Source organism: Dongia sp., assembly GCF_041909655.1.
GTDB lineage: Bacteria > Pseudomonadota > Alphaproteobacteria > Dongiales > Dongiaceae > Dongia.
The window spans coordinates 336,738-357,375 of the sequence record NZ_JAYRDA010000003.1 but is presented as its reverse complement, the minus strand read 5'-3'; the positions used below and the strand labels follow the sequence as shown (position 1 = coordinate 357,375).

Below are 20,638 nucleotides of genomic sequence, written 5' to 3'. Positions count from 1 at the left end.
TCCAACCGCGGCCAAGCGTTTAGGGTTTGGTAACTTTTATTTATCTAAATTCAGGTGATGCTGCGCGTTCCCGGCTCGAATCGGACCGGAAGCGTCGCAGATGATCCGATAAGTGACACCGGGACGTAAAATAGATCGAGGGTCTTTTTCAGGCTTGGCCCAGGATCAGCAACGTCTTCGGGCACTGCCTTGCTTGGGACCCGGCTCGCAGCCCCGGGCCTGGTTCCAAGAGCTCCCGGTAGGTCGCCCTCTTGCACACTCCCCCCATCGTGCAGGCGGCCTGCCGGGCGCCCCTTCCGCCCCAGCGGCGCTGAATATTCATTTATTACAGATAGATAAATAGATCGTGCCGGCGTAAGCGGCGGGTTATTCCGGCTGCTGTTTCAGGCGCCAGCCCGCATCGATCACTTCCGGGATTGTGCGATCGCCCTTGGCGGCAGCCTCGAAATGCGCCTTGGCCGCCTTCATGTCCTTTTTCGCCAAAGCTGCCTCGCCGAGATAAAAATGCGCCTCGGCCGTGAGCCGCTGCGTCACGTTGCGATCGGCGAGATCGGCCGAGGCCAGCAAATCGCTTTCGCGCATGTCGCCCGCGAGGGTGGCCAGGATCGGCAGCGGCCATTGCTCGGGCGGATAGCGGCCGATTGTCTCGCTCAGCAATGTTTCCTCGGCCTTGCCGGATCGCGCCGTCGCCAGATAGCGGCGCAAGGCGGCATAGGGATTGTCGGCGCGGCTTTCCTGCGCCGCCGCGAAATCCTTGGCGGCGGCGGCGAAATCGTTCTGAAGGGCCCTTGCCCGGCCGCGATTGTAGAACGCCGCCGCGGCCTTGGGATCGAGCTTGAGGATCGCGCTGAAATCGCCGATGGCCGCATCAAAATCGCCGAGACGGATGTTGAGGCCGCCGCGATCCATCAGCGCGTCCATGTCATCGCCGGCTTCGCCGATGACCGCGCTGAGATCGGCGATGGCTTCCTTGTCGCGCCCCAGCATGGTGTAGGACCAGGCGCGGCGGTAAAGGGAATCCGCGTCCTTGGGATCGATCTTGAGGATCGCGCTGAAATCACCGATGGCAAGATCGTGGCGCTGGATCGCCGCATGGGCCGAGCCGCGCGCATAGAGCACGTCGGTGGCATCGGGCGTCAGCGTGAGGGCGGCGGTGAAATCATTGATCGCCGCCGGCAATTGTCCGCGTCGGCCCTGGGCCATGCCGCGCGTGAACAAGGCCCCAGCCAGGGCCTCGCCCTGCAATTGACGGCTTTCGATCGCAGTGGTGCAGGCAAGTGCTGCCGTTTCAGGCACCTGCGCAGCGACGCAGGTTTCCAGCAACGGATTGAGCGGCGCCGGCTCTGCCTCGGCGGGTGCCGGATCCGCCGAGGCCGGCGTTTCATCGGCGACGCCCAGGCCGAAGGATGCGGCGAGGAAAATCGCCGCGAGACCCGCCCCGATCTGGAATCGCCTCGGCCGGAAACGCACTAGGCGGCTGCCTCGCGGTCGCGCTCGGAGCGGCGTTGCTTGACGCTGTCGCTCTTCAACTGGCCGCAGGCGGCCATGATGTCCTCGCCGCGCGGCGTGCGCACCGGGCTGGAATAACCGGCATCGAAGACGATGTCCGAGAAATCGCGGATCGCTGCCGGAGTCGAGCGCTCGAAGGGCGCCCCCGGCCAGGGATTGAACGGGATGAGATTGACCTTGGCCGGCACCTTGCTGATGAGCTTCACCAGCGCCCGCGCATCGGCCGGGCTGTCATTGACACCCTTCAGCATAACGTATTCGAAGGTGATGCGGCGCGCATTGGAGAGGCCGGGATAATTTTCCAGCGCCGCCATCAATTCCTTGATCGGATATTTCTTGTTAATGGGCACGATCTGGTCGCGCAGTTCGTCGGTGACGGCGTGGAGCGAAATGGCGAGATTGACGCCGAGTTCGGCACCGCAGCGCTCAATGAGCGGCACCACGCCGGCGGTCGAAAGGGTGATGCGGCGCTTCGAGATGGCAATGCCCTCGCCATCCATGACGATCTTCAAGGCCTTGGCCACCGCGTCGAAATTATAGAGCGGCTCGCCCATCCCCATCATGACGATGTTGGAGAGCATGCGGCCGTCCTTCGGACTTGGCCATTCACCCAGATGATCGCGCGCATGCAGGACCTGGCCCAGGATTTCGTCGGCGGCGAGATTACGCACCAAGCGCTGGGTGCCGGTATGGCAGAACTTGCAAGTGAGCGTGCAGCCGACCTGGGAGGAGACACAGAGCGTGCCGCGGTCTTCCTCGGGAATATGCACGGCCTCGACCTTCTGGCCGTCGCGCATCTCGAGAAGCCATTTATGGGTGCCGTCGATGGAAGCGAGGCTGACCGCGACGCCGGGCCGCCCGACATAGAACTTGTCGGCCAAGCGCACGCGGAATTCCTTCGAGAGATTATGCATCTTCTCGAAATCGCGCTCGCCGCGGTGATAGAGCCAGTGCCAGAGCTGGCGCGCGCGGAATTTGGGTTCGCCCACTTCGGCCATCAGGGCCTCGAGTTCGCCCCGGTCGAGACCGATAAGGTCGCGCTTGCCGCTGGCATCGACAGCGGGTGGGGCGAAAGTGGCGGCGTGTTTTTCCGAGCTCATCTCAACTTGCTTCCGATCGGGCTACGAGCAGGCCTTGCTCATGGCTTGATAAGCCTTGGTGAAACCGGTGAGGTCATAGGTGTCCTCGACCTTGAGGCCTTTGCTGGTCGCGGCGATCACCACCATCTGGTTCGATTTGCGGAGCGCCTGCACCATGGCGCGGTCATTGGCGCGCGACTTGATCCAGGCACGATCGGCTTCGATCTCCTCCAGCGTGAAGGTGAAGCCGCCGATCTTGGCGATGACAGGGCTGTTCTTCGCGGGCTCGAAACCGAGCACGATCGAGACCTGATCGAGCGCGCCGATTTCGGGGAAATGCGTCACCAGCGCCGCCGCTTCGCCGCGGCCCGCAACGTTGTCCTGCTTCGCCACAGGAACGCTCATGGCATAGCACATGCGCTGGCCGTCATTGTTGACCGTCAGCGCGCGCCATTTTTCGAAGGCGCCCAGATTCTTCGGCGCCTCGGCCAGAGCCGGCGCTACGGCGATGCCGGCGCCGATGAGCGCCGCCAAAGAGGCAGCACGGACGACCACGCGACAATGATTGCGGAGCACTTTCAGCATTATTTTCCTGTCCTCGACGCAAGGGTGGGGAAAGGATAACACCTGACCGCCGCCCGCGAGCCCAACCTCTAGCAAGGATTGCCGGTAAAATCCACTGGCACGGCCTGGACCGGCCTGTGGATCAAACAGAATTGTTCTGTTTTTTCAGCTGCTTCTGCTTCCACACCGGCAATCCGCGCTTATGTGCCGCAAGCGGCGCCGTGGGGCCGCCCACCCGCACCGGGCGCTCGGCGAAGCGCCCCAGGCTGATCATGCGGTCATACATGACGATGGCCCCGGCCACCGAGAGGTTCACGCAGAACCGGGTCGGGATCTTGATGATGAAGTCGCAGCGCTCCTGCAATTCGGGCGAGAGCGAGTCCTTTTCCGCGCCCAGCACATAGGCACAGGCCGGGGGATGGGTGAAGCTGGGGAGGTCGATGGCATCATCGGTGATCTCGATCCCCACCAGGCGGCAACCGATCGGCAAAGTGAAGCTGGCGACATCCTGGTAGATGTTGACCGGCATGTTGTCGATCGCCACCGAGGTATCCGAGGCCAGCACCTCGCGCACATTGATATTGGCGCCGATGGTGAAGCAGAAACTCGCGTGAAAAGCATGGGCCGTGCGCAGGACCGCGCCCAGATTCATGGGTTTCGAGATACCCTCGACGCCGATGCCGAAATAGCCGCGATTGACCGGGTTTGTGTTCATGTGCCGCCCTTGCGCTTGAGCGCCGCAAGCTAGCGAAAGAGTGCGCGAATGGCCAGCGGGTATCAGGCTTCGGATGCCGCTGGCTTGGGCGACCTGCCGACCGTGCCAGCCAGCAACAGCCCGGCGATGACGACCGCGCCACCCAGCATCGCCACATGGCTGGGCATTTCGGCCAAGAGGAAATAGGCGATCAAGGTGGCGATCACCGGCTGGGCATAACCGAGGATGGCGGCGATGCTGGCGGCAATGCGCGTGAGGCCGACATTGATGAGGAGATAGCCGCCGAAAGTGACCACGCCGTAGATCGTCATGAAACGCCAATCCTCGGCGCTCCGCGGGATGAAATGATCCTCCCAGGCCCAGGTCGGCAATGAAAACAGCGCGGCGCTCAGCATCTGCCAGAAGGTGATGGCCGGGATCGGATGGCCGCGGCAATAGCGTGCGATGATGAGGAGGGAACCCGCGTAGAAAAAGGCCGCGATGAGGGCAAGCGCATTCCCGTAAAGGCTGGATTGCCCGGCGGTCGGCCCCAGCGTCATGATGGCAGCGCCGGCAAAGGCGATGAGACCGCCCGCTACCAACGGCCAGCCCAGAGGCCGCTTCAGCCAGAAGATTTCGATGGCGGCCACCAGCAGCGGATAGAGCATCACCAGCAAGGTCGCTTCCAGCACCGTGGTGCTGACGATGGCCATGTTCCAGAGCACCAAATCGCCGGCCAGCAGGAAGCCCGCGACACCGACCGCGCCCACCACCCGCAGCGGCAAACGCACGCTGAACCGGGCGAAGCAGAGCATAAGGGCCGCCGCCATCAGGAGGCGCCAGAAGGCCGTGGCACCAGGATCGACCGGGCTCAAGCGCACCAGGATCGGGCTGAGCCCGGAAAGAACGATGCCGCCGAAAAGCGCCAGGAGGGCTGGATGAGGCATTGTAACCATCATTATTAATTTTGATGGTTACAGCATAATCTGATACTGTAACCAGTCAATTGAGTTTTATTGGTGACAGATGTGAGCCGGATCGACGCCGATCCTGACCTGCAGGTCGAAAGGCTGCCGCGCTTTGAATTTTTGGCCGGCAGGCTCAGCCTCGATTTCTGCAACTCGCATTCGCGGGCGACCGGTGGCGACCGCTTGCTGGACGAAGCCGGTCTGGCAAGCTGGGCCGCGCGCTGCGGCCGCCCCTTGGCGGCGATTCCCAGCGCGCAGGAATGGCGATCCTGCCTGCAGTTGCGGGACCGGCTCTGCCGCGTCTTCGACGCGTTGATCAGAGAGGAGGCGCCGGACAGGGGCGATCTCGATGCCCTGGCCGCCGCCGCCTTGCCGTTGGCAGCACCTGCCTTGCGCTGGGACAAGACCGCCCGGCGCGCGATCGCGGTCACCCCGCCGGATTCACTCCAGCAATTGTGCCGCGACATCGCCGCCGATGCGCTGGACCTGCTGACCGGCGATCAGGTTGAGCGGATCAAGCGCTGTCCCAGCGAAACCTGCCACTGGTTCTTTTTCGATTCCAGCCGCAACGGCAAGCGCCGCTGGTGCGCCATGGCCGATTGCGGCACCCGGGCCAAGGTGCGGCAGTATCGGGCGCGGCGCCCGACCATAACGGATGCCGCGTTCTAGGGTGCTGTTGCCAGGAAAGCGGGCTGGGGGCATTGTGCGCGCAGATCACCCGACGGATTCCCATGCCATGAACAGCCCACACCAACACATCCACACCGATCTGCCCAAGGACGACAGCCCGATCCTGGTCGAGGTCTGGCGCGGCAATATGGTCGAGAGCCGCCACCGCGCCATTGCCGCCGTGGTGGATGCCGACGGTCATGTGGTGAAGGCCTGGGGCGACATCGAGAAGCCGATCTATGGCCGCTCGTCGATCAAGCCGCTGCTCGCCATTCCGCTGGTGGAATCGGGTGCGGCCGACAAATACGGTCTTGGCGATCGCGAGATCGCCCTGGCTTGTGCGTCCCATAGCGGGGAGCCGGGCCATGTCGATGCGGTGAAGGCATGGCTTGCGAAAATCGGCCTCGATGCCGGGGCGCTCGAATGCGGTCCGCATTATCCCTATTACGAACCGGCCGCGCACGCGATGCTGCGGGCGGGCGAGACGCCGACACGCGCCCATAACAATTGCTCGGGCAAGCATACCGGGTTCCTCACCACCGCCCTTCATCTTGGCGATCCGATTGCCGGCTATATCCGCTATGAGCACAATGTGCAGCAGCGGCTGCTCGGCATTCTCGAACAGATGTGCGGACAGAATTTAGGCGACGTGCCACGCGGCATCGATGGCTGCGGCATTCCCACCATCGCCATTCCCGTCGGCCATCACGCACTTGCCATGGCGAAGATGGCCGATCCGAAAGACCTTTCGCCCGCGCGCGCCGCCGCCAGCGCACGCATCTTGAAGGCGATGAGCCTCGAACCCTGGTATGTCGCGGGAACCGGGCGCTTCTGCACCGACGTCATGCGCGTGACCGGCACCAAGGCCGCGATCAAGACGGGCGCGGAGGGCGTCTATATGGGAGCGCTCCCGGAGCTCGGCCTCGGCCTCTGCATCAAGATCGAGGACGGCAATGGCCGCGGCGCCGAAATCGTGATGGGCCATCTGCTGCGCCATTTCGGCATCATCGACGCGGCACAAGCCGAACAATTGCAGCAGAGCCTGCAACCCACCCTGCGCAACTGGGCTGGCACCGAAATCGGCAGCATCAAACCCGCCCCTGCCCTCAGCGAAACCGCACCTTTCTGATCCCATCACGCTTTCGTGTGGCCACCGCCTGGTCACAGCGGAATCACAAGGGGCGTCCCTAATATCCTGGTGACGGGCAGACTGATTCTGTGCCGAAAAAGAGGACGGGGACATGAGCGGGAAGCAATCGACTCATCGCGACATCGGGAAAAAAATCGCCGCCGGGATTCTGGTGCTGGCCGGATTGGCGGTCGCCGCAGCATCGCCTGCTTTGGCGCATGATAAGCACAAGCATCATCCCAAGCACGGCCATGGGCATCACGCCAACTATTATTATGGCGGGCCGCAGGTGGTCTATGTGCAGCCGCGCCCGGTCTATGTCGAGCAGCCGGTCTATGTCGCACCGCAGCCGGTTTATTATCAGCCGGCGCCGGTCGTCTACGAGCGCCCGACCATCAGCATCGTCGTCCCGATCTTCGACTGAGCGTTCACATCGCCGTAAAAGGCTTTACCTCCGGTCCGACCTCCATATAGGCATGAAGCCTGGATGTCGGGCTGGAGGATTGCCTTATGCGTGCGTTGATCTGCGAACAGCCGGAAGGTTTTGAGAGCCTGCGCCTGGGCGACATGCCAATACCGGCACCGGGGCCTGGCGAGGTGCTGGTCGAGGTAAAGGCGGCGGGACTGAATTTCGCCGATTCGCTGATGTGCGCGGGGAAGTATCAGGTGAAGCCGCCTGTGCCCTTCGTGCCGGGGCTGGAGCTTGCCGGCATGGTGACGGCCCTCGGCCAAGGCGTCGATACGCTCAAACCCGGCCAGCGCGTGATGGCGGTGGTCGATCACGGCGCCTTCGCAGCATCGGCTCTGTGCAAGGCCGCCGACGTCTTTCCGATTCCAGAGGGCCTCGGTTTTCAACAGGCGGCCGGTTTTCCGATCGCCTATGGCACTTCCTATGGCGCCCTGGTCTGGAAGGCACGCCTGCAACCCGGCGAGACCCTGCTGGTGCATGGGGCCGCCGGTGGCGTCGGCCTGACCGCAGTCGAAATCGGCAAGGCGCTGGGGGCGCGGGTCATCGCCACGGCGGGCGGTCCGGATAAATGCGCCATCGCCCTGGCACACGGCGCCGAGGCGGCGATCGATTACAAGGCTGAAGACATCCGGGAACGGGTGAAGGCCTTGACCGGCGGCAAGGGTGCCGACGTGGTCTATGACCCGGTGGGCGGCGACGTCTTCGACGCAAGCTTGCGTGCGGTCAATTGGAACGCCCGGATCGTCATCATCGGCTTTGCCGGCGGCCGGGTCCCGGCGATTCCCGCCAATATCCTGCTGGTAAAAAATGTGGACGCCCTGGGCTTCTATTGGGGCAGCTACCGCCAGCACCGGCCGGATTTGCTGGCGGCGGGATTTGCCGCCCTTTCCGGTATGGCGGCAGCGGGGCAGTTGCGCCCGCATATCTCGGAAATCCTGCCCTTGGCTGCCTGGCACCAGGGATTCGAGACCCTCCTTTCCCGCCGTGCGACGGGAAAAATTGTGTTTGAGCCCTGATCCGCCCCGTCGCCACGGATTTTAGACAGATGCGACGGGATGGAAGTTGCCGGAATCCTGGCGAAATGACAGATTGAAGTCAGGAACGAAGCCTAATTCTTGTGGTTCCGATTTCCAGGTTTTACGCCCAGATTTTATCCGCTGGCCGCCTTCGCCAGCATTCGACCGGAAAGACATGCTCAAAGATTCCCGCCTGCTGTTCAAATTGTGGCTGAAAAATCCGCGCTCCATCGGTGCCGTCGCGGTTTCGAGTCCGGAACTGGCAGCGGCGATGGCGCGGCAGGTCCCCAAGAAGCTCGATGGTTATGTGGTGGAACTGGGCGGCGGCACCGGATCCGTGACGCGTGCCTTGCTGGCCGCCGGCGTGCCGGCCGATAAGCTGGTGGTGATCGAGCGCGATCCCACCTTGCACCGCTATCTCAGCGATCATTTCCCGGGCGTGCATGTGCTGCTGGGCGATGCGGTGCACCTTCCCAATCTGCTGCGGCGCCACGAGATCGCGCCGGTGGCGGCGATCGTTTCCAGCCTGCCGCTCCTCAGCCTCAAACGCTCGATCCAGCTGCGGATCGGCGCGCAGGCTTTTGCCGTGCTGGAGCCGGGTGCCCCGCTGATCCAGTTCACCTATGGCCTGTTCTCGCCGCTGCCGCGCGAGCGCCTCGGCATTCTGGGCGAGGTCGAGGAACGGGTGCTGCAGAACCTGCCGCCGGCCAGCGTCTGGCGCTTTACCAAACCCAGCGGCGCACGCGCAATCCTGCGCAAACCGGCGCGCCATCGCTTCAGCCTGCGTGGCCGCTCGAAGCTGGATTACGCGGCTTAAGCGACCGCCTCTGCCTAAAGCTGTTGGCGCTCTTCGCGCACGAACGCGATCATGTCGAGCGAGGGCGGCGGCACATCCGTGCCGGACAACATGCCATGGGCCTGGCCGCGATGATGGGTCTGGTGATTGAACATATGGCCCAGCACCAGCGGGATCGGCGTTTCATGCTCGACACCCGCCGTGGTCTTGTAATGGAGAATCTCTTCCAACCGTGACGGCGAGAGCGCCAGCACAAAAAGCAGGATGCGCTCGTCGAGCGCTTCGCGCTGGGCGCGGAGGTCGACAAAATCCGGATGCAGGATCTGATCCAGCGCCGTGAGGCCCGTTTCCGGCTGCGCGGTCAGGCGCCCGAGCCAGATACGGTCAGCCACGACCAGATGATTGAGAGTTTTGAGAAGCGAGGGGAAGAAGCCGATGCGGGGGGCGGCGATGGCGGCGGCGTCGAGCGCCCCCACGGCGGCGTAAAGCCGGCGGTTGGCCCAATTGTTGTAGCGCGCGAGGGTCGCGAAATAATCCAGCATGAGGCGAGCTTAGCTTTGTCTGTTGCGAGGGGCCAAAAAAACCGCCACCGATCTCGTAGCGGGAGACCGGTGGCCAAGTTATCCAGGTCGGGCCGAATGGGGGTTCAAGCCCGGGAGATACCACCCGGAAAGACCTGTGACGGGTTTCCGGGTGGGGGCGCGGCGACTGGGAATCGCCGCGAAAAGGGCATCAGGGCTGCCAGAAGGGCTTCTGCCATTCCGTCTCGGCATCGAGGCGGGACAGGCCGATATCCTGGAGCTGATGTTCGCTGAGGCGCATCAGGTCGCGGCGCGAGCGCGAACGTTCCCGCCAGGCCTGAAAGCCTGTAACCAACAGGGCCAAAGTTCCGGCCGAACTCGTGATCTGGGCTCGCTGTGCCGTCAGCGCGCTGGGAAAAATGCTGCTCTGGCTCATTGTATCCTCACAAATTTCTAACCGGCACCATTGCCGTTGGGAGGAACTTATGCTTGCATTAAGTGACAAACAAACGATCGTTTCTAACTTGTTCTGTGAATCTTTCTGACAGGAGAAGCGGCCTTGCGCCTGCCCCCGCTGAAAGCCGTCCGGTACTTCGAATGTGCCGCCCGCCACCTCTCCTTCACCAAGGCAGCGGATGAATTGTCGGTCACCCACAGTGCCATCAGCCACCAGATCAAGGCCCTGGAGGAATGGCTGGGGATCCTGCTGTTCGAGCGCGGGGCGCGGTCGCTGACGCTGACCGAAGCCGGGCGGCGCTATCTGCCCCCGGTCCGCGCTTCGTTCCAGCAATTGGCCGAGGCTTCGGCCGAGATGCGGCTCTTTCCCGGCGGCGGGCCGCTCACTGTGAGCGCCCTACCCTCCCTTACCTCGAAATGGCTGGTGCCGCGGCTCCACGATTTCCAGAGCCGGCATCCCGAGATCGAGGTGCGGATCTCGGCCACCGACCGGCTCGATCCCGTGGGCGAAGGCGATGTCGATATCGGCATCCGCTATGGCCGCGGCCAATGGCCGGGGGTGGATGCCGAATTGCTGCTGCAGGACGAGGTGTTTCCGGTCTGCTCGCCCAAATTGCTCACCGGTGAGATGCCGCTGAAGACCCCGCAGGACCTGGTCCATTTCAAGCTGATCTCGGATCTCGACTGGCGCCGGGCGCAATTCGATTTCTGGCCGCGCTGGCTGAGTGCCGCCGGCACGCCGACGCTGGAACTCAAGACCAACCTCACCTTCAATTACTCGAACCTGATGATCCAGGCGGCGATCGACGGGCTGGGCGTCGCGCTGGGCAATTTCATGCTGGCCGGCGACGACCTCAAGAAAGGCCATCTGGTGCGGCCCTTCCGCGAGAGCGTCAAGCTAGATACCGGCTATTACCTGATCTATGGCAAAGGCGGGCTGAAACAGGCCAAGGTGAAGGCCTTCCGCGACTGGGTGTTCGCCCAGATGGCGGCATTCCAGAGCGACGACAATGGGAGTGCCGTCCGCGCGCCCTAACCGGCTGCGAGATACCGGCCATCTTCTGCGACAATGCGGCCCTGCGCAATCACCAGGCGATCCTGCGGGCGCCGGGCGATGGCATCGCCGATATTTTCCGCCGGCAGCAGGATGAGATTGGCCGGCGCGCCAACCTCGATGCCATAACTGGCGAGGCCCAGCACCCGCGCACCGCCCGTTGTCACGCAATCGAAAGCCATGGCAAGCTCCTCGTCCTTGGCCCAGTCGAAACGCAGGCACAGGAACAAGGCGCGTTCCAGCATGTCGCCGGTGCCGAAAGGCGACCAGGCATCGCGGATACCGTCCGATCCCATGCAGATATTGACACCCGCAGCCCTGAGATCGGCCACCGGCGGGGCCGGGCCATCGGCCGGGGCCGTGGTCATGATGCTGATTCCCGTTTCGGCCAGCCGCGCCGCGATTCGCGCCAGTCGCTCCGGCCCGGCCTGGCCCAGGCAATAGGCATGGCTGATGACGACCTTGCCCTGGTATCGGCGCTCCTCCGTGAAATCGGCGATGCGCGCGATCTGCCACAGGCCGAGCTCGCTTTTGTCATGAAGATGGATGTCGATGCCGCGCCCGTATCTGCCGGCAAGATCGAAGATCGCCTCGAGATGGCGGATGGGATCGTTGTCAATGCCGGCGGGATCGAGCCCGCCCACATGTTCGACACCCAGTTTCAGCGCCGCTTCCATCACGCCAAGCGTGCCCGGCCGGATCAGCAGGCCGGTCTGCGGGAAGGCCACGAATTCCATGGTGATGACGTCGCGATAGGTCTCGCGCAAGGCCAGCATCGCCTCGACATGCGACACCCCGAATTCCGGATCGACGTCGACATGGCAGCGGAAGTGAAGCGAACCCTTGGCAATGCAATGCTCGATCAGCCGCCCGGCCCGCGCCGCGATCGGCACGTCGAGCCCACGCAGGATGCGCCGCTCGTTATCGATGTAATCACGCAAGGTTAGGCCGGCGGAATTCGCACGCCAGGGCTGGCCCCAGAGCGTCTTGTCGAAATGGCAATGCGCCTCGACCAATGCCGGGAGCAGCAAACGACCTTTGCCGGCCAGGCCCGGCATATCGGATGAGGTGCTGCCGGCAGGCGTCACCGCGGCGATTCTGCCGCCCGCGATCAGCAGATCGATGGCGGCGCCCCGTGCATCCCGCAGGTCGCTGATGAAGAGCGTGTCCCGCATGCGTTCCATCCCCAGATTTGTTATCGAGATTGGTTCTAATCGATCGAAAGACATCTCGCCATAGCCGCCGGGTATGCTGGCATAAGCCGCCGACGCTTGTTAGAGTGCACTCGCACACACTTTGCACACACCTTCGAGGCAGAGATCAGCGGGGAACGGCGCAACATGGCGGTGGCGTCCACATCGATCTTTCTGGCGGAGCGGCGCGTGCGCCTGTTCAAGCGGCGCGACCGGCCCTCGCGCTACTGGCAGGCGGCTTTTCATGTTCCAGGCCGCGCGCGCCCGCTGGTCAAGAGCACGGGGCAGATCGAACTCGCCACCGCGAAGCGCTGGGCCCTGGATTTCCTGACACAACACAGCGAGCAGGGCACGATGCCCGCGCCATTGCCGCGCGAGGATCTGCTCGCTCCCTATCCCTTTCCCCATATCCGCCAGAAGAAGCGGCATGTGGAGCGTGAAATCGCGCTGCGGACCTTGAGCGCTTATCGCCACAATCCGATCCTCGCCCAGCGCGAGCTTGCCCGGGCGCTCAACGTCTCGCTGGCCATCGTCAATGCCTATATCGCACGCTGTGTTCGCGCCGGCTGGCTGTTGAAGCTGGAGCGGCCGGAGGGGCGCGGGCGGGGCTATCGCTATGCCCTGACTGAATCCGGCGAACGACAATTGCACGATTTGCTGGCAGCCTATGTGAGCGAGGAGCTGAGCCTGTTCCGCACTTTGCGTGCCGATTTCGCCGCTTTGCTCGGCGAGGCCGGCGACCGGCCGGTCATCCTCAGAGGCGAAAGCGAACTTGCCGCGATCGCGCGGCTGGTGCTGGCTGAATCCGGCCGCACGCCCCTGCCCGACCGCACAGCGCAGGCGATCCCGGCGCGGCAGCGGCGACAATATGAAAGGGCTGTCATCTGGCAGACCGATCTCGGCGCACCGGCGACGGGCACGACACGCAATGCGGCGATTCCCGCACTGCTGCGCCATCTCGGTTTCGGCGGCCGCATCCGTGTCAGATCGAAGACCAATGTTTGAATTAAAAACATTGCCAAGCGCGCGGACACGCCTAGGCTGTCACAAAACGCGACGAACGCATAACGGTGGAGGCTGAGTGATGGGTATGACTCTCGATCAAATGCAGAAGCTGGCGCAGAAGGGCCGCATGGGCCGGCGCGATTTTATTCAGCTGGCCATTGCGGCCGGCGTGAGTGCGGGTGCCGCGCAGACCCTGTTCACCAAGGCCGTGCGCGCGGAACCCAAGAAGGGCGGCAAGTTCATCGCCGGGATCGGCCACGGCCAATCCTCGGACAGCCTCGATCCCGCCACCTGGGCCAATGCCTTTTCCGCCGATGTCGGCTTCGTGACCGGGAATTGCCTGACCTCGATCGATTCCAAGAACAACGCGGTGCCGGATATCGCCGAGAGCATCGAGCCCTCGCCCGATGCCAAGACCTGGGTGTTCAAGCTCAGGAAGGGTGTCGAATTCCATAACGGCAAGACGCTCACCGCCGCCGACGTGGTCGCGACCTATGACTATCATCGCGGCGAGAATTCGAAATCGGCCGCGAAATCCGTGCTTACCGACATCGCCGAGGTGAAGGCCGATGGCGACGGGACGGTGATCTTCACGCTCAATTCCGGCAGCGCCGATTTTCCCTACATCACCTCGGATTACCATCTGCCGATCTATCAGGCCAAGGATGGCGGCGGCATCGCCTGGGAAGAAGGTATCGGCACGGGCCCCTTCATCCAGACCAGCTATGAGCCGGGCGTGCGCTTCAATGCCAAAAGGAATCCGAACTACCACAAGGAAGGCCCCAATTTCGACGAGATCGAGATGCTCTCGATTGTCGACGTGGCGGCGCGGCAGAATGCGCTCATCACCGGCGACATCCATTATATGGACCGGTGCGATCTGAAGACCTTGAGTCTGCTGAAGCGCAACGAGGACCTCGAAGTCACCGACATCACCGGCTTCTCGCATTACGTGGCGCCGATGGATGTGCGCGTGGCGCCCTTCGATAGTGTCGATGTGCGGCTCGCTTTGAAATGGGCGATCAACCGGCAGGAAATCGTCGAGAAGGTGCTGCTGGGTCACGGCATCGCCGGCAACGACAACCCGCTCGCCCCCTCGATCAAGTTCGCGACCAATCCCGAACCGGTCTATGCCTACGACCCGGACAAGGCGAAGTTCCATTTGAAGAAAGCGGGCTTGACCGAGCTCACGGTGGATCTCTCGGCCGCCGATGCCGCTTTCGCGGGCGCCGTCGATGCCGCCGTGCTGATGAAGGAATCGGCCGCGGCCTGCGGCATCAACATCAACGTCATCAAGGAAGCCAATGACGGCTATTGGGACACGGTTTGGATGAAGAAGCCCTGGTGCTTCTCCTATTGGAGCGGCCGCCCCACCGCCGATTGGATGTTCACCACCGCCTATGCCGCCGAGGCGGAATGGAACGACACCTTCTGGAAGCATCCCAAGTTCAACGACCTGCTGGTCCAGGCCCGCGCCGAGACCAATGACGAGGTGCGTGCCGCCCTCTATGCCGAAATGCAGCAGATCCTGCATGACGATGGCGGCATCATGGTGCTGATGTTCAACAACTTCACCTCCGCCAACAGCAAGAAGGTCGCCCATGGCGATCTCAACAGCAATTACGACCATGACGGCGGCTATATCTTCGAACGCTGGTGGTTTGTCTAAGACAGCCTAGCGCTTAGACCGATCCAACCAGGCAGACGGGGCGGCGGGGGCGGCCGCCCCGTTTCTGTTTCCAAAAGCCGCCGAAACCATCATCATGCGCCTCGTCAGCTACAACATCCAATACGGCAAGGGAAAAGACGGGCGGATGGACCTTGCCCGCATCACGTCCGACCTCGCCGGTTACCACGCCGATGTGATCGCGCTGCAGGAAGTCGAGGCCGGCTGGCAGCGGAGCCATGACACCCACCAACCCCGGGCGATCGCGGCCGCCTTGCCGGGATACCACTGGGCCTATCTACCCGGCTTCGATCTCCATGGCGCGAAGATGCGCCGGCAATTCGGCAACATGCTGCTGGCCCGCCAGCCCATCTGGCAAACGCGGCTGGTGCCGCTCCCGAAAATTCCGGTGGCGAATGAGTTCAACATGGATCTCGCCGCGGTCGAGGGATTGCTCAACACGGATGCGGGACCGATCCGGCTCGTCAATCTGCAGCTTTCCTCGGTGAGCGCCGAAGAGCGCCTCCTGCAGATCGAGGCACTTCTGTCGCCGGTGCAAAGCGGGCCGGCCTGGAGCGGCCCGGCGCAGGTGCGCGGGCTGGTCGATTGGAGCAATGGCGAGACGCCACCGCCGGCAAGCGACTCGGCGATTCTGCTGGGCGATTTTAATGCCGAGCCGAACGATGCCGAGTATCGGCGAGTCACGGCGGCGGGTTATGTCGATGCGTGGCGACATCTCGGCCACGCCGAAGCGGCGGGCATCACCTATCCGGCGCATGAAAACTGGCCGCGCGCCTTGCGCATCGATTACGCTTTCATCACCGCAAATCTCGCGCGAAAACTCATGGGTGCCGGCGTCGATCAAGCCGCTTCAGGTTCCGATCACGACCCACTCATCATCGATTTCGACATGAGCTTGCTACCGCCCGCTGCGTGATCCCGCGCCACCCCACTTGCCAAAATGTCGCAGCTCGGATAAGGTGCTCGCCATCGCCGACGCTCGTGTCGGTAAGCTCAGCCGGGAGATCAGCATGACTTACATGCTCGCATTCATTACCCCCGGCCTGACCGCCTCCTTCGCCCACTCTTAGGTCGAAGCGACGCCGGACAGGCCCAAGCGGGGCCTCGTCCATTTTACTTTTCTTACTCACGCCATAGCCGGGTCGACCTGTGACCGGGAGACATCATCGGGATCGCCGCCCATTCGCGCCGGTCCTGATTCCGCCACTCCCGCGCGCCGTTTTTCCCGGAAAAAGCCAGAAGGCGGCCTTCCCTCGCGCATCCCGCAGGCGGCCGAAGCAAAGATGACCGATACTTCGTCGACCCATCTCCCCGTCACCCAGCCGCAGGCGGCAGGCACCGTCCATCACCAGCCGACGGCACCGCATCGCGACGAGAATGCGCAAAAAAAAGCAAAGCGGCGCAATGCCTTTGCCGCCGTGTTCGGTTATTCCGCGCGCTATTGGGCGCGGCACAAGGCGCTTTTCGGCGTGGTGCTGGTGCTGGCCACCTGCGGCACGATGATGGATGTGATGATCCCGCTCTTCTCCGGCCGCCTCATCGATGCGGTCACGGGAACACGCAACGACGCCACCTTCGACGCGGCGGTGATGGCGCTCATGAGCATGATCGCCTTGGGCGTCTCGGCCGTCACGCTGCGGCATCTCGCCTATCTCGGCGTGGTCAGGATGACTCTCCTCATCATGTCGCAGATGGCGCTCGATTCATTCTGGCGCGTGCAGCGATTCGCGACCGATTGGCATGCCAATACCTTTGCCGGCTCGACCGTGCGCAAGGTGACGCGCGGCATGTGGGCGATCGATACCTTGAACGACAATCTGCTCCTGGCCTTGTGGCCGGCCTGTGTCGTGCTGCTGGGATCGACCGTTCTCCTGGGCTGGCACTGGCCGATGATGGGCCTCGCCGTCTTCGCGGGCGCCGTCATCTATATCGGCATGACGCTGTTTCTGACCGTGGGCTATGTGGGGCCGGCGGCGAGCCTTTCCAACCAATGGGATACGCGGACGGGCGGTGCCTTGGCCGATGCGATCAGCTGCAACGCGGTGGTGAAAAGCTTCGGCAACGAGGCGCGCGAGGACCAGATCCTCGGCCGGGTGATCGCCAAATGGCGCCGCCGCACCACGCGCACCTGGAAGCGCGCGACGGTGAATGGATCAAGCCAGGCGGTGATGCTGCTCTCGCTCAGGGCGCTCATCATCGGCATGGCGATCTGGCTGTGGTGGGAGGGCCGCGCCACCACCGGCGAGGTCGCCTATGTGCTCACCACCTATCTGGTGATCCAGGGCTATCTCTATGACATCGGCGCCTATATCCGCGACGTGCAGCGGGCGGTCAATGACATGGAGGAATTGGTGGCGATCCACGACACGCCCTTCGGCGTCGAGGACGGCCATTGGGCGAAACCGATCGAGATCACGAAAGGCGAGATCGTGTTCGACCGCGTCACCTTCCATTACGGCGGCCATGTGAACCCGCTTTATCAGGATTTCTCGGTCACGATCCGGCCGGGGGAAAAGGTGGGGCTGGTCGGGCTCTCGGGCTCGGGCAAGACCACCTTCGTGAAGCTCATCCAGCGGCTCTACGACATCCAGTCGGGCGAGATCCGCATCGATGGGCAGAACGTCGCCAAGGTGCAGCAGGCGAGCCTGCGCGCGCAGATCGCCTTGGTGCAGCAGGAGCCGATCCTGTTTCACCGGTCGCTGGCCGAGAACATCGCCTATGCGAAACCGGGGGCCAGCCTGGAGGAGATCGAGGCGGCGGCGAAGCTTGCCAATGCCCATGATTTCATCGCCAAGCTGCCCAAGGGCTATCAGACCCTGGTGGGCGAGCGTGGGGTGAAGCTTTCGGGCGGCGAGCGACAGCGCGTGGCTTTGGCACGGGCGTTCCTGGCGGATGCGCCGATCCTCATTCTGGACGAGGCGACCTCGAGCCTCGATTCGGAATCGGAGCACCTCATCCAGGAGGCGACGGCGCGGCTCATCGAAGGGCGGACCGCGATCGTGATCGCGCACCGGCTCTCGACCGTGCGCGCCCTCGAACGCATCCTGATCTTCGATCAAGGCCGCATCGTCGAGGAAGGCGATCACGAGACCCTGATCGGAAAGCAAGACGGCCTCTACCGCCGCCTCTTCGACCGCCAGGTCCTCGGCCTGGTGGACAGCGAGGCGGCTTAGAACAAGAAAGAACCCCTCACCCCCGCCCTCTCCCCGCTTTTTGCGGGGCGAGGGAGCGACCGAGCCCGCTTCAAGCCCCTCGCCCCATGAAATGGGGAGAGGGGTGGGGGTGAGGGGTTCTTTAGTCCAACTAGAGACTCTCCCCATGCTCAGCTTCCTGCTGGCCGCCGGTGCCGCTAAGATGGCGCAACCTCAAGCGGAGCCAGCCAATATGAATCAGCCGAAACGCCCCCGCGGCCTCAAGCCGACCGAGCCTTTGCTCTCCCGCAAGGATTGGCCCGTCCTCTATCGCGAGGGCATCGTCTGGGACGCCCATGCCTGCCTGCCGCTCATTCCCAATGCCGACATGTCGCCCTTGCAGCGCCACCGCGAGGCGGGCGTCACCTATGTCTCGGTCAATGTGGGGATGGATTTCAATCCATTGGCCGATTGCATCCGCGTTATCGCCGGTTTCCGCGACTGGCTCGCGAAACATGACGATCACTATTGCCTCGCCGGCAGTATCGCCGATGTCGCGCGCGCGAAGGAGACGGGCAAGCTTGCGGTGAGCTTCGATCTCGAAGGCTCGATGATGCTGAATGACGATCTGGCCATGATCGGCCTCTTCCGCGATCTCGGCGTGCGGCAGATGCATCTGGCTTACAACCGCGACAACCAGATCGCCGGCGGCTGCCACGGCGAGGATCAGGGCCTCACGGATCTGGGGCGCGCGGTGGTGAAGGAGATCAACCGGGTCGGCATGATCATGGATTGCTCGCATTCCTCCCGCGCCACCAGCCTGGAGATCATGCAGCTCTCATCGAAGCCGGTGGTCTTCTCGCATTCCAATCCCAGCGCCGTGCGCGCACATCCGCGGAATGTCGACGACATCCAGATCAAGGCCTGCGCCGAAACCGGCGGCATAATCGCCATCAACGGCATCGGCCCGTTCCTCGGCGACGACAGGACCGAGACCATTCTCGCCCATATCGATTACGTGGTGAAGAAGGTGGGCGCCAAGCATGTCGGCATCGGCATCGATTATTCCTTCGACCAGGTGCACACCGACCTCCCGCCCGGCGAAGACGCCGCCTATTGGTGGCCCAAAACCTCCGGCGTCGATTTCGGCAAAATGGCCTTCGTACCCCCGGAACGCTGGCCCGCAATCGCGGTGGCGTTGCTCAAAAACGGCTATAGCGAAGCGGATGCGACCGCGATCCTCGGCGGGAATTTCATGCGCGTGGCGGGGGAGAGTTGGACGTGAGTGGCGAGGTCATCCGCATCCTCTCCGAAGAGATTCTCTCCGACGATCACTACCTTCTCAAGAAGACCCGGTTCGAGCTGATGCGGCGGGATGGGTCGGCGCAGGTGCAGACGCGGGAGACTTATGATCGGGGGAATGGGGCCTGCATCCTGCTCCATGACCCCACGCGCAAGACCGTGCTGCTGACGCGGCAGTTCCGCTATCCGGCTTACGTGAACGGGCACGCGGCGCCGTTGATCGAGGTCTGCGCGGGGTTGCTGGATGAACATGATCCGGAGACCGCGATCGTCAAGGAAGCGGCGGAGGAATGCGGGGTGGAGATCGCGAAGCCCCAACGCCTCTTTGAGCTGTTCATGAGTCCGGGATCGGTCACCGAGAAGCTGACCTTCTTCGCCGCCGAATATTCGCCGGCGGCGCGCGTGGGTGCCGGCGGCGGTCTTGCCGATGAGGGCGAGGATATCGAGGTGCTGGAAATTCCCCTGCGCGAGGCCATCGCCATGGCCGGGGACGGGCGCATCGTCGATGCGAAGACAGTCCTGTTATTGCATTGGGCGGCGCTCAACGGCCTTGCCGGTTAACCACCCGAATTTTCGCGCCGCTTTCGGATTGCTTTCGTCCTCACGCATCAAACTTCGCTGCGTAAGGGGCGATGCTGGGTCGGGTTGTCGGAATTGTTACCCAGGCGATTGCCGGGCCCAGCGCCAAGATGCCGTCGCAAAAGCTTTTTTTCGGCACAATGCATTTCCGCACTGCACCCTTCCCCCGTTAACGATCACGGTTTGGAATACCGGTAAAATGCCCGCTAACGCATTAAAATAGTTCCGCTACGATCCATCTTCGCCAATATTCATCGGGGGCGCTGTGTTAGGATAAGAAGATGATACGCACATCATCAGATGGCTGCAGGAGCCGGCGGGCATGACGGGCTTACCGCACATGACACGATCGGCGCCTGATTGGCTGGATGCCATGCCGGCCGATATCCAGGCGCTCTACCACTATTGGGACCGGCAACGGGGCGAGCGGCTGATGCCGGCGCGGGGCGATCTCGATCCGCTCGACATGAAACCCTTCCTGCCCGGTTTGCTGCTGGTCGATGTGGTGGCGGATGACCGGCTTTACGTCTATCGCCTGGTGGGAACGCGCGAGGTGGAATTGCGCGGCAAGGACCCCACCGGACTTGCCGTGGTCGACAATGCCTTCTGCGCCGATCCCAGCCACGCCCTCAGAAATTACGACCAGGTGGTGCTGTCGCGGGCACCCTGGATCGATACCACGCCGCATCTCTCGGCCGACCGGCACAAGCTCAGCCTCGAATCCATTTTCCTGCCGCTGTCCAGCAACGGCACCGAGGTCGACAAGATCCTGGTTTATGCCGCCCACAAATCGGTCGATCTGCCGCTGGTCTGAGCG

The 20,638-nt window shown here is 63.1% G+C and carries 21 protein-coding genes; 13 read left to right on the top strand and 8 right to left on the bottom strand.

The genetic code is table 11. The features are described from left to right. Positions 1-366: 366 nt before the first annotated feature. The 5 genes from ACE3PR_RS07900 to ACE3PR_RS07880 form a co-directional block, all read right to left on the bottom strand. Positions 367-1,470, bottom strand: a complete 1,104-nt coding sequence (locus tag ACE3PR_RS07900; protein WP_374370186.1) for a tetratricopeptide repeat protein — start codon at positions 1,468-1,470, stop codon at positions 367-369. Then, entirely contained in the window at positions 1,470-2,609 is a 1,140-nt protein-coding gene (rlmN, locus tag ACE3PR_RS07895) for a 23S rRNA (adenine(2503)-C(2))-methyltransferase RlmN (protein ID WP_374370183.1), read from the bottom strand. Before rlmN ends, ACE3PR_RS07900 begins: the two co-directional genes overlap by 1 nt. Before the next feature lie 21 nt (positions 2,610-2,630). Beyond that, a complete protein-coding gene (locus tag ACE3PR_RS07890) occupies positions 2,631-3,173 on the bottom strand; it encodes an invasion associated locus B family protein (RefSeq protein WP_374370180.1) in 543 nt (180 codons plus the stop codon). Between the two features lie 121 nt (positions 3,174-3,294). Further along, the gene (locus ACE3PR_RS07885; protein ID WP_374370177.1) at positions 3,295-3,867 is read right to left on the bottom strand and encodes an RNA methyltransferase; all 573 of its coding nucleotides are present in this window, start codon (positions 3,865-3,867) and stop codon (positions 3,295-3,297) included. Positions 3,868-3,929: 62 nt separating this feature from the next. Further along, positions 3,930-4,793, bottom strand: coding sequence for a DMT family transporter (locus ACE3PR_RS07880; protein ID WP_374370174.1), 864 nt, complete (start codon positions 4,791-4,793; stop codon positions 3,930-3,932). A gap of 81 nt (positions 4,794-4,874) precedes the next feature. On the opposite strand from ACE3PR_RS07880, the gene ACE3PR_RS07875 reads away from it, so the two are divergent. The 5 genes from ACE3PR_RS07875 (at position 4,875) to ACE3PR_RS07855 (ending at position 8,914) form a co-directional block, all read left to right on the top strand. Beyond that, positions 4,875-5,483, top strand: coding sequence for a CGNR zinc finger domain-containing protein (locus ACE3PR_RS07875; protein ID WP_374370171.1), 609 nt, complete (start codon positions 4,875-4,877; stop codon positions 5,481-5,483). Between the two features lie 67 nt (positions 5,484-5,550). Beyond that, positions 5,551-6,612: an asparaginase gene (locus ACE3PR_RS07870; protein ID WP_374370169.1), complete on the top strand. Its 1,062-nt coding sequence runs from the start codon at positions 5,551-5,553 to the stop codon at positions 6,610-6,612. A 112-nt stretch (positions 6,613-6,724) separates the two neighbouring features. Further along, positions 6,725-7,036, top strand: a complete 312-nt coding sequence (locus ACE3PR_RS07865; protein WP_374370166.1) for a hypothetical protein — start codon at positions 6,725-6,727, stop codon at positions 7,034-7,036. 86 nt (positions 7,037-7,122) lie between these two features. Further along, positions 7,123-8,097, top strand: coding sequence for an NADPH:quinone oxidoreductase family protein (locus tag ACE3PR_RS07860; protein ID WP_374370163.1), 975 nt, complete (start codon positions 7,123-7,125; stop codon positions 8,095-8,097). Between the two features lie 175 nt (positions 8,098-8,272). Beyond that, positions 8,273-8,914, top strand: coding sequence for a class I SAM-dependent methyltransferase (locus tag ACE3PR_RS07855; RefSeq protein WP_374370161.1), 642 nt, complete (start codon positions 8,273-8,275; stop codon positions 8,912-8,914). 14 nt (positions 8,915-8,928) lie between these two features. On the opposite strand, the gene ACE3PR_RS07850 is transcribed toward ACE3PR_RS07855, so the two are convergent. Both ACE3PR_RS07850 and ACE3PR_RS07845 read right to left on the bottom strand, forming a co-directional pair. Continuing rightward, positions 8,929-9,435, bottom strand: coding sequence for a DinB family protein (locus ACE3PR_RS07850; RefSeq protein WP_374370158.1), 507 nt, complete (start codon positions 9,433-9,435; stop codon positions 8,929-8,931). A 190-nt stretch (positions 9,436-9,625) separates the two neighbouring features. Then, on the bottom strand, positions 9,626-9,850 hold the full coding sequence (locus tag ACE3PR_RS07845) for a DUF1127 domain-containing protein (RefSeq protein ID WP_374370155.1): 225 nt from the start codon (positions 9,848-9,850) through the stop codon (positions 9,626-9,628). A 123-nt stretch (positions 9,851-9,973) separates the two neighbouring features. Between ACE3PR_RS07845 and ACE3PR_RS07840 the strand changes: the two genes are divergently transcribed. Further along, on the top strand, positions 9,974-10,906 hold the full coding sequence (locus ACE3PR_RS07840) for a transcriptional regulator GcvA (protein WP_374370152.1): 933 nt from the start codon (positions 9,974-9,976) through the stop codon (positions 10,904-10,906). Here ACE3PR_RS07840 and ACE3PR_RS07835 read toward each other — a convergent pair. After that, positions 10,903-12,099, bottom strand: a complete 1,197-nt coding sequence (locus ACE3PR_RS07835; protein WP_374370149.1) for an amidohydrolase family protein — start codon at positions 12,097-12,099, stop codon at positions 10,903-10,905. The genes ACE3PR_RS07840 and ACE3PR_RS07835 overlap by 4 nt on opposite strands. Positions 12,100-12,264: 165 nt before the next feature. On the opposite strand from ACE3PR_RS07835, the gene ACE3PR_RS07830 reads away from it, so the two are divergent. The 7 genes from ACE3PR_RS07830 (at position 12,265) to ACE3PR_RS07800 (ending at position 20,635) form a co-directional block, all read left to right on the top strand. Beyond that, a complete protein-coding gene (locus ACE3PR_RS07830; protein WP_374370146.1) occupies positions 12,265-13,122 on the top strand; it encodes a winged helix-turn-helix transcriptional regulator in 858 nt (285 codons plus the stop codon). Between the two features lie 85 nt (positions 13,123-13,207). Further along, positions 13,208-14,791: an ABC transporter substrate-binding protein gene (locus ACE3PR_RS07825; RefSeq protein ID WP_374370143.1), complete on the top strand. Its 1,584-nt coding sequence runs from the start codon at positions 13,208-13,210 to the stop codon at positions 14,789-14,791. A 94-nt stretch (positions 14,792-14,885) separates the two neighbouring features. Further along, positions 14,886-15,725, top strand: coding sequence for an endonuclease/exonuclease/phosphatase family protein (locus tag ACE3PR_RS07820; protein WP_374370140.1), 840 nt, complete (start codon positions 14,886-14,888; stop codon positions 15,723-15,725). Positions 15,726-16,092: 367 nt separating this feature from the next. Beyond that, positions 16,093-17,982, top strand: a complete 1,890-nt coding sequence (locus tag ACE3PR_RS07815; protein WP_374370137.1) for an ABC transporter ATP-binding protein — start codon at positions 16,093-16,095, stop codon at positions 17,980-17,982. Positions 17,983-18,127: 145 nt separating this feature from the next. Further along, the gene (locus ACE3PR_RS07810; RefSeq protein WP_374370134.1) at positions 18,128-19,225 is read left to right on the top strand and encodes a dipeptidase; all 1,098 of its coding nucleotides are present in this window, start codon (positions 18,128-18,130) and stop codon (positions 19,223-19,225) included. Continuing rightward, positions 19,222-19,803, top strand: coding sequence for an NUDIX domain-containing protein (locus tag ACE3PR_RS07805; protein WP_374370131.1), 582 nt, complete (start codon positions 19,222-19,224; stop codon positions 19,801-19,803). The genes ACE3PR_RS07810 and ACE3PR_RS07805 overlap by 4 nt, the downstream gene beginning before the upstream one ends. 340 nt (positions 19,804-20,143) lie before the next feature. Further along, positions 20,144-20,635 carry a PAS domain-containing protein gene (locus tag ACE3PR_RS07800; protein ID WP_374370128.1) on the top strand — a complete coding sequence of 164 codons (492 nt, stop codon included), beginning with the start codon at positions 20,144-20,146 and terminating at the stop codon, positions 20,633-20,635. The last annotated feature ends 3 nt before the right edge of the window (positions 20,636-20,638 follow it).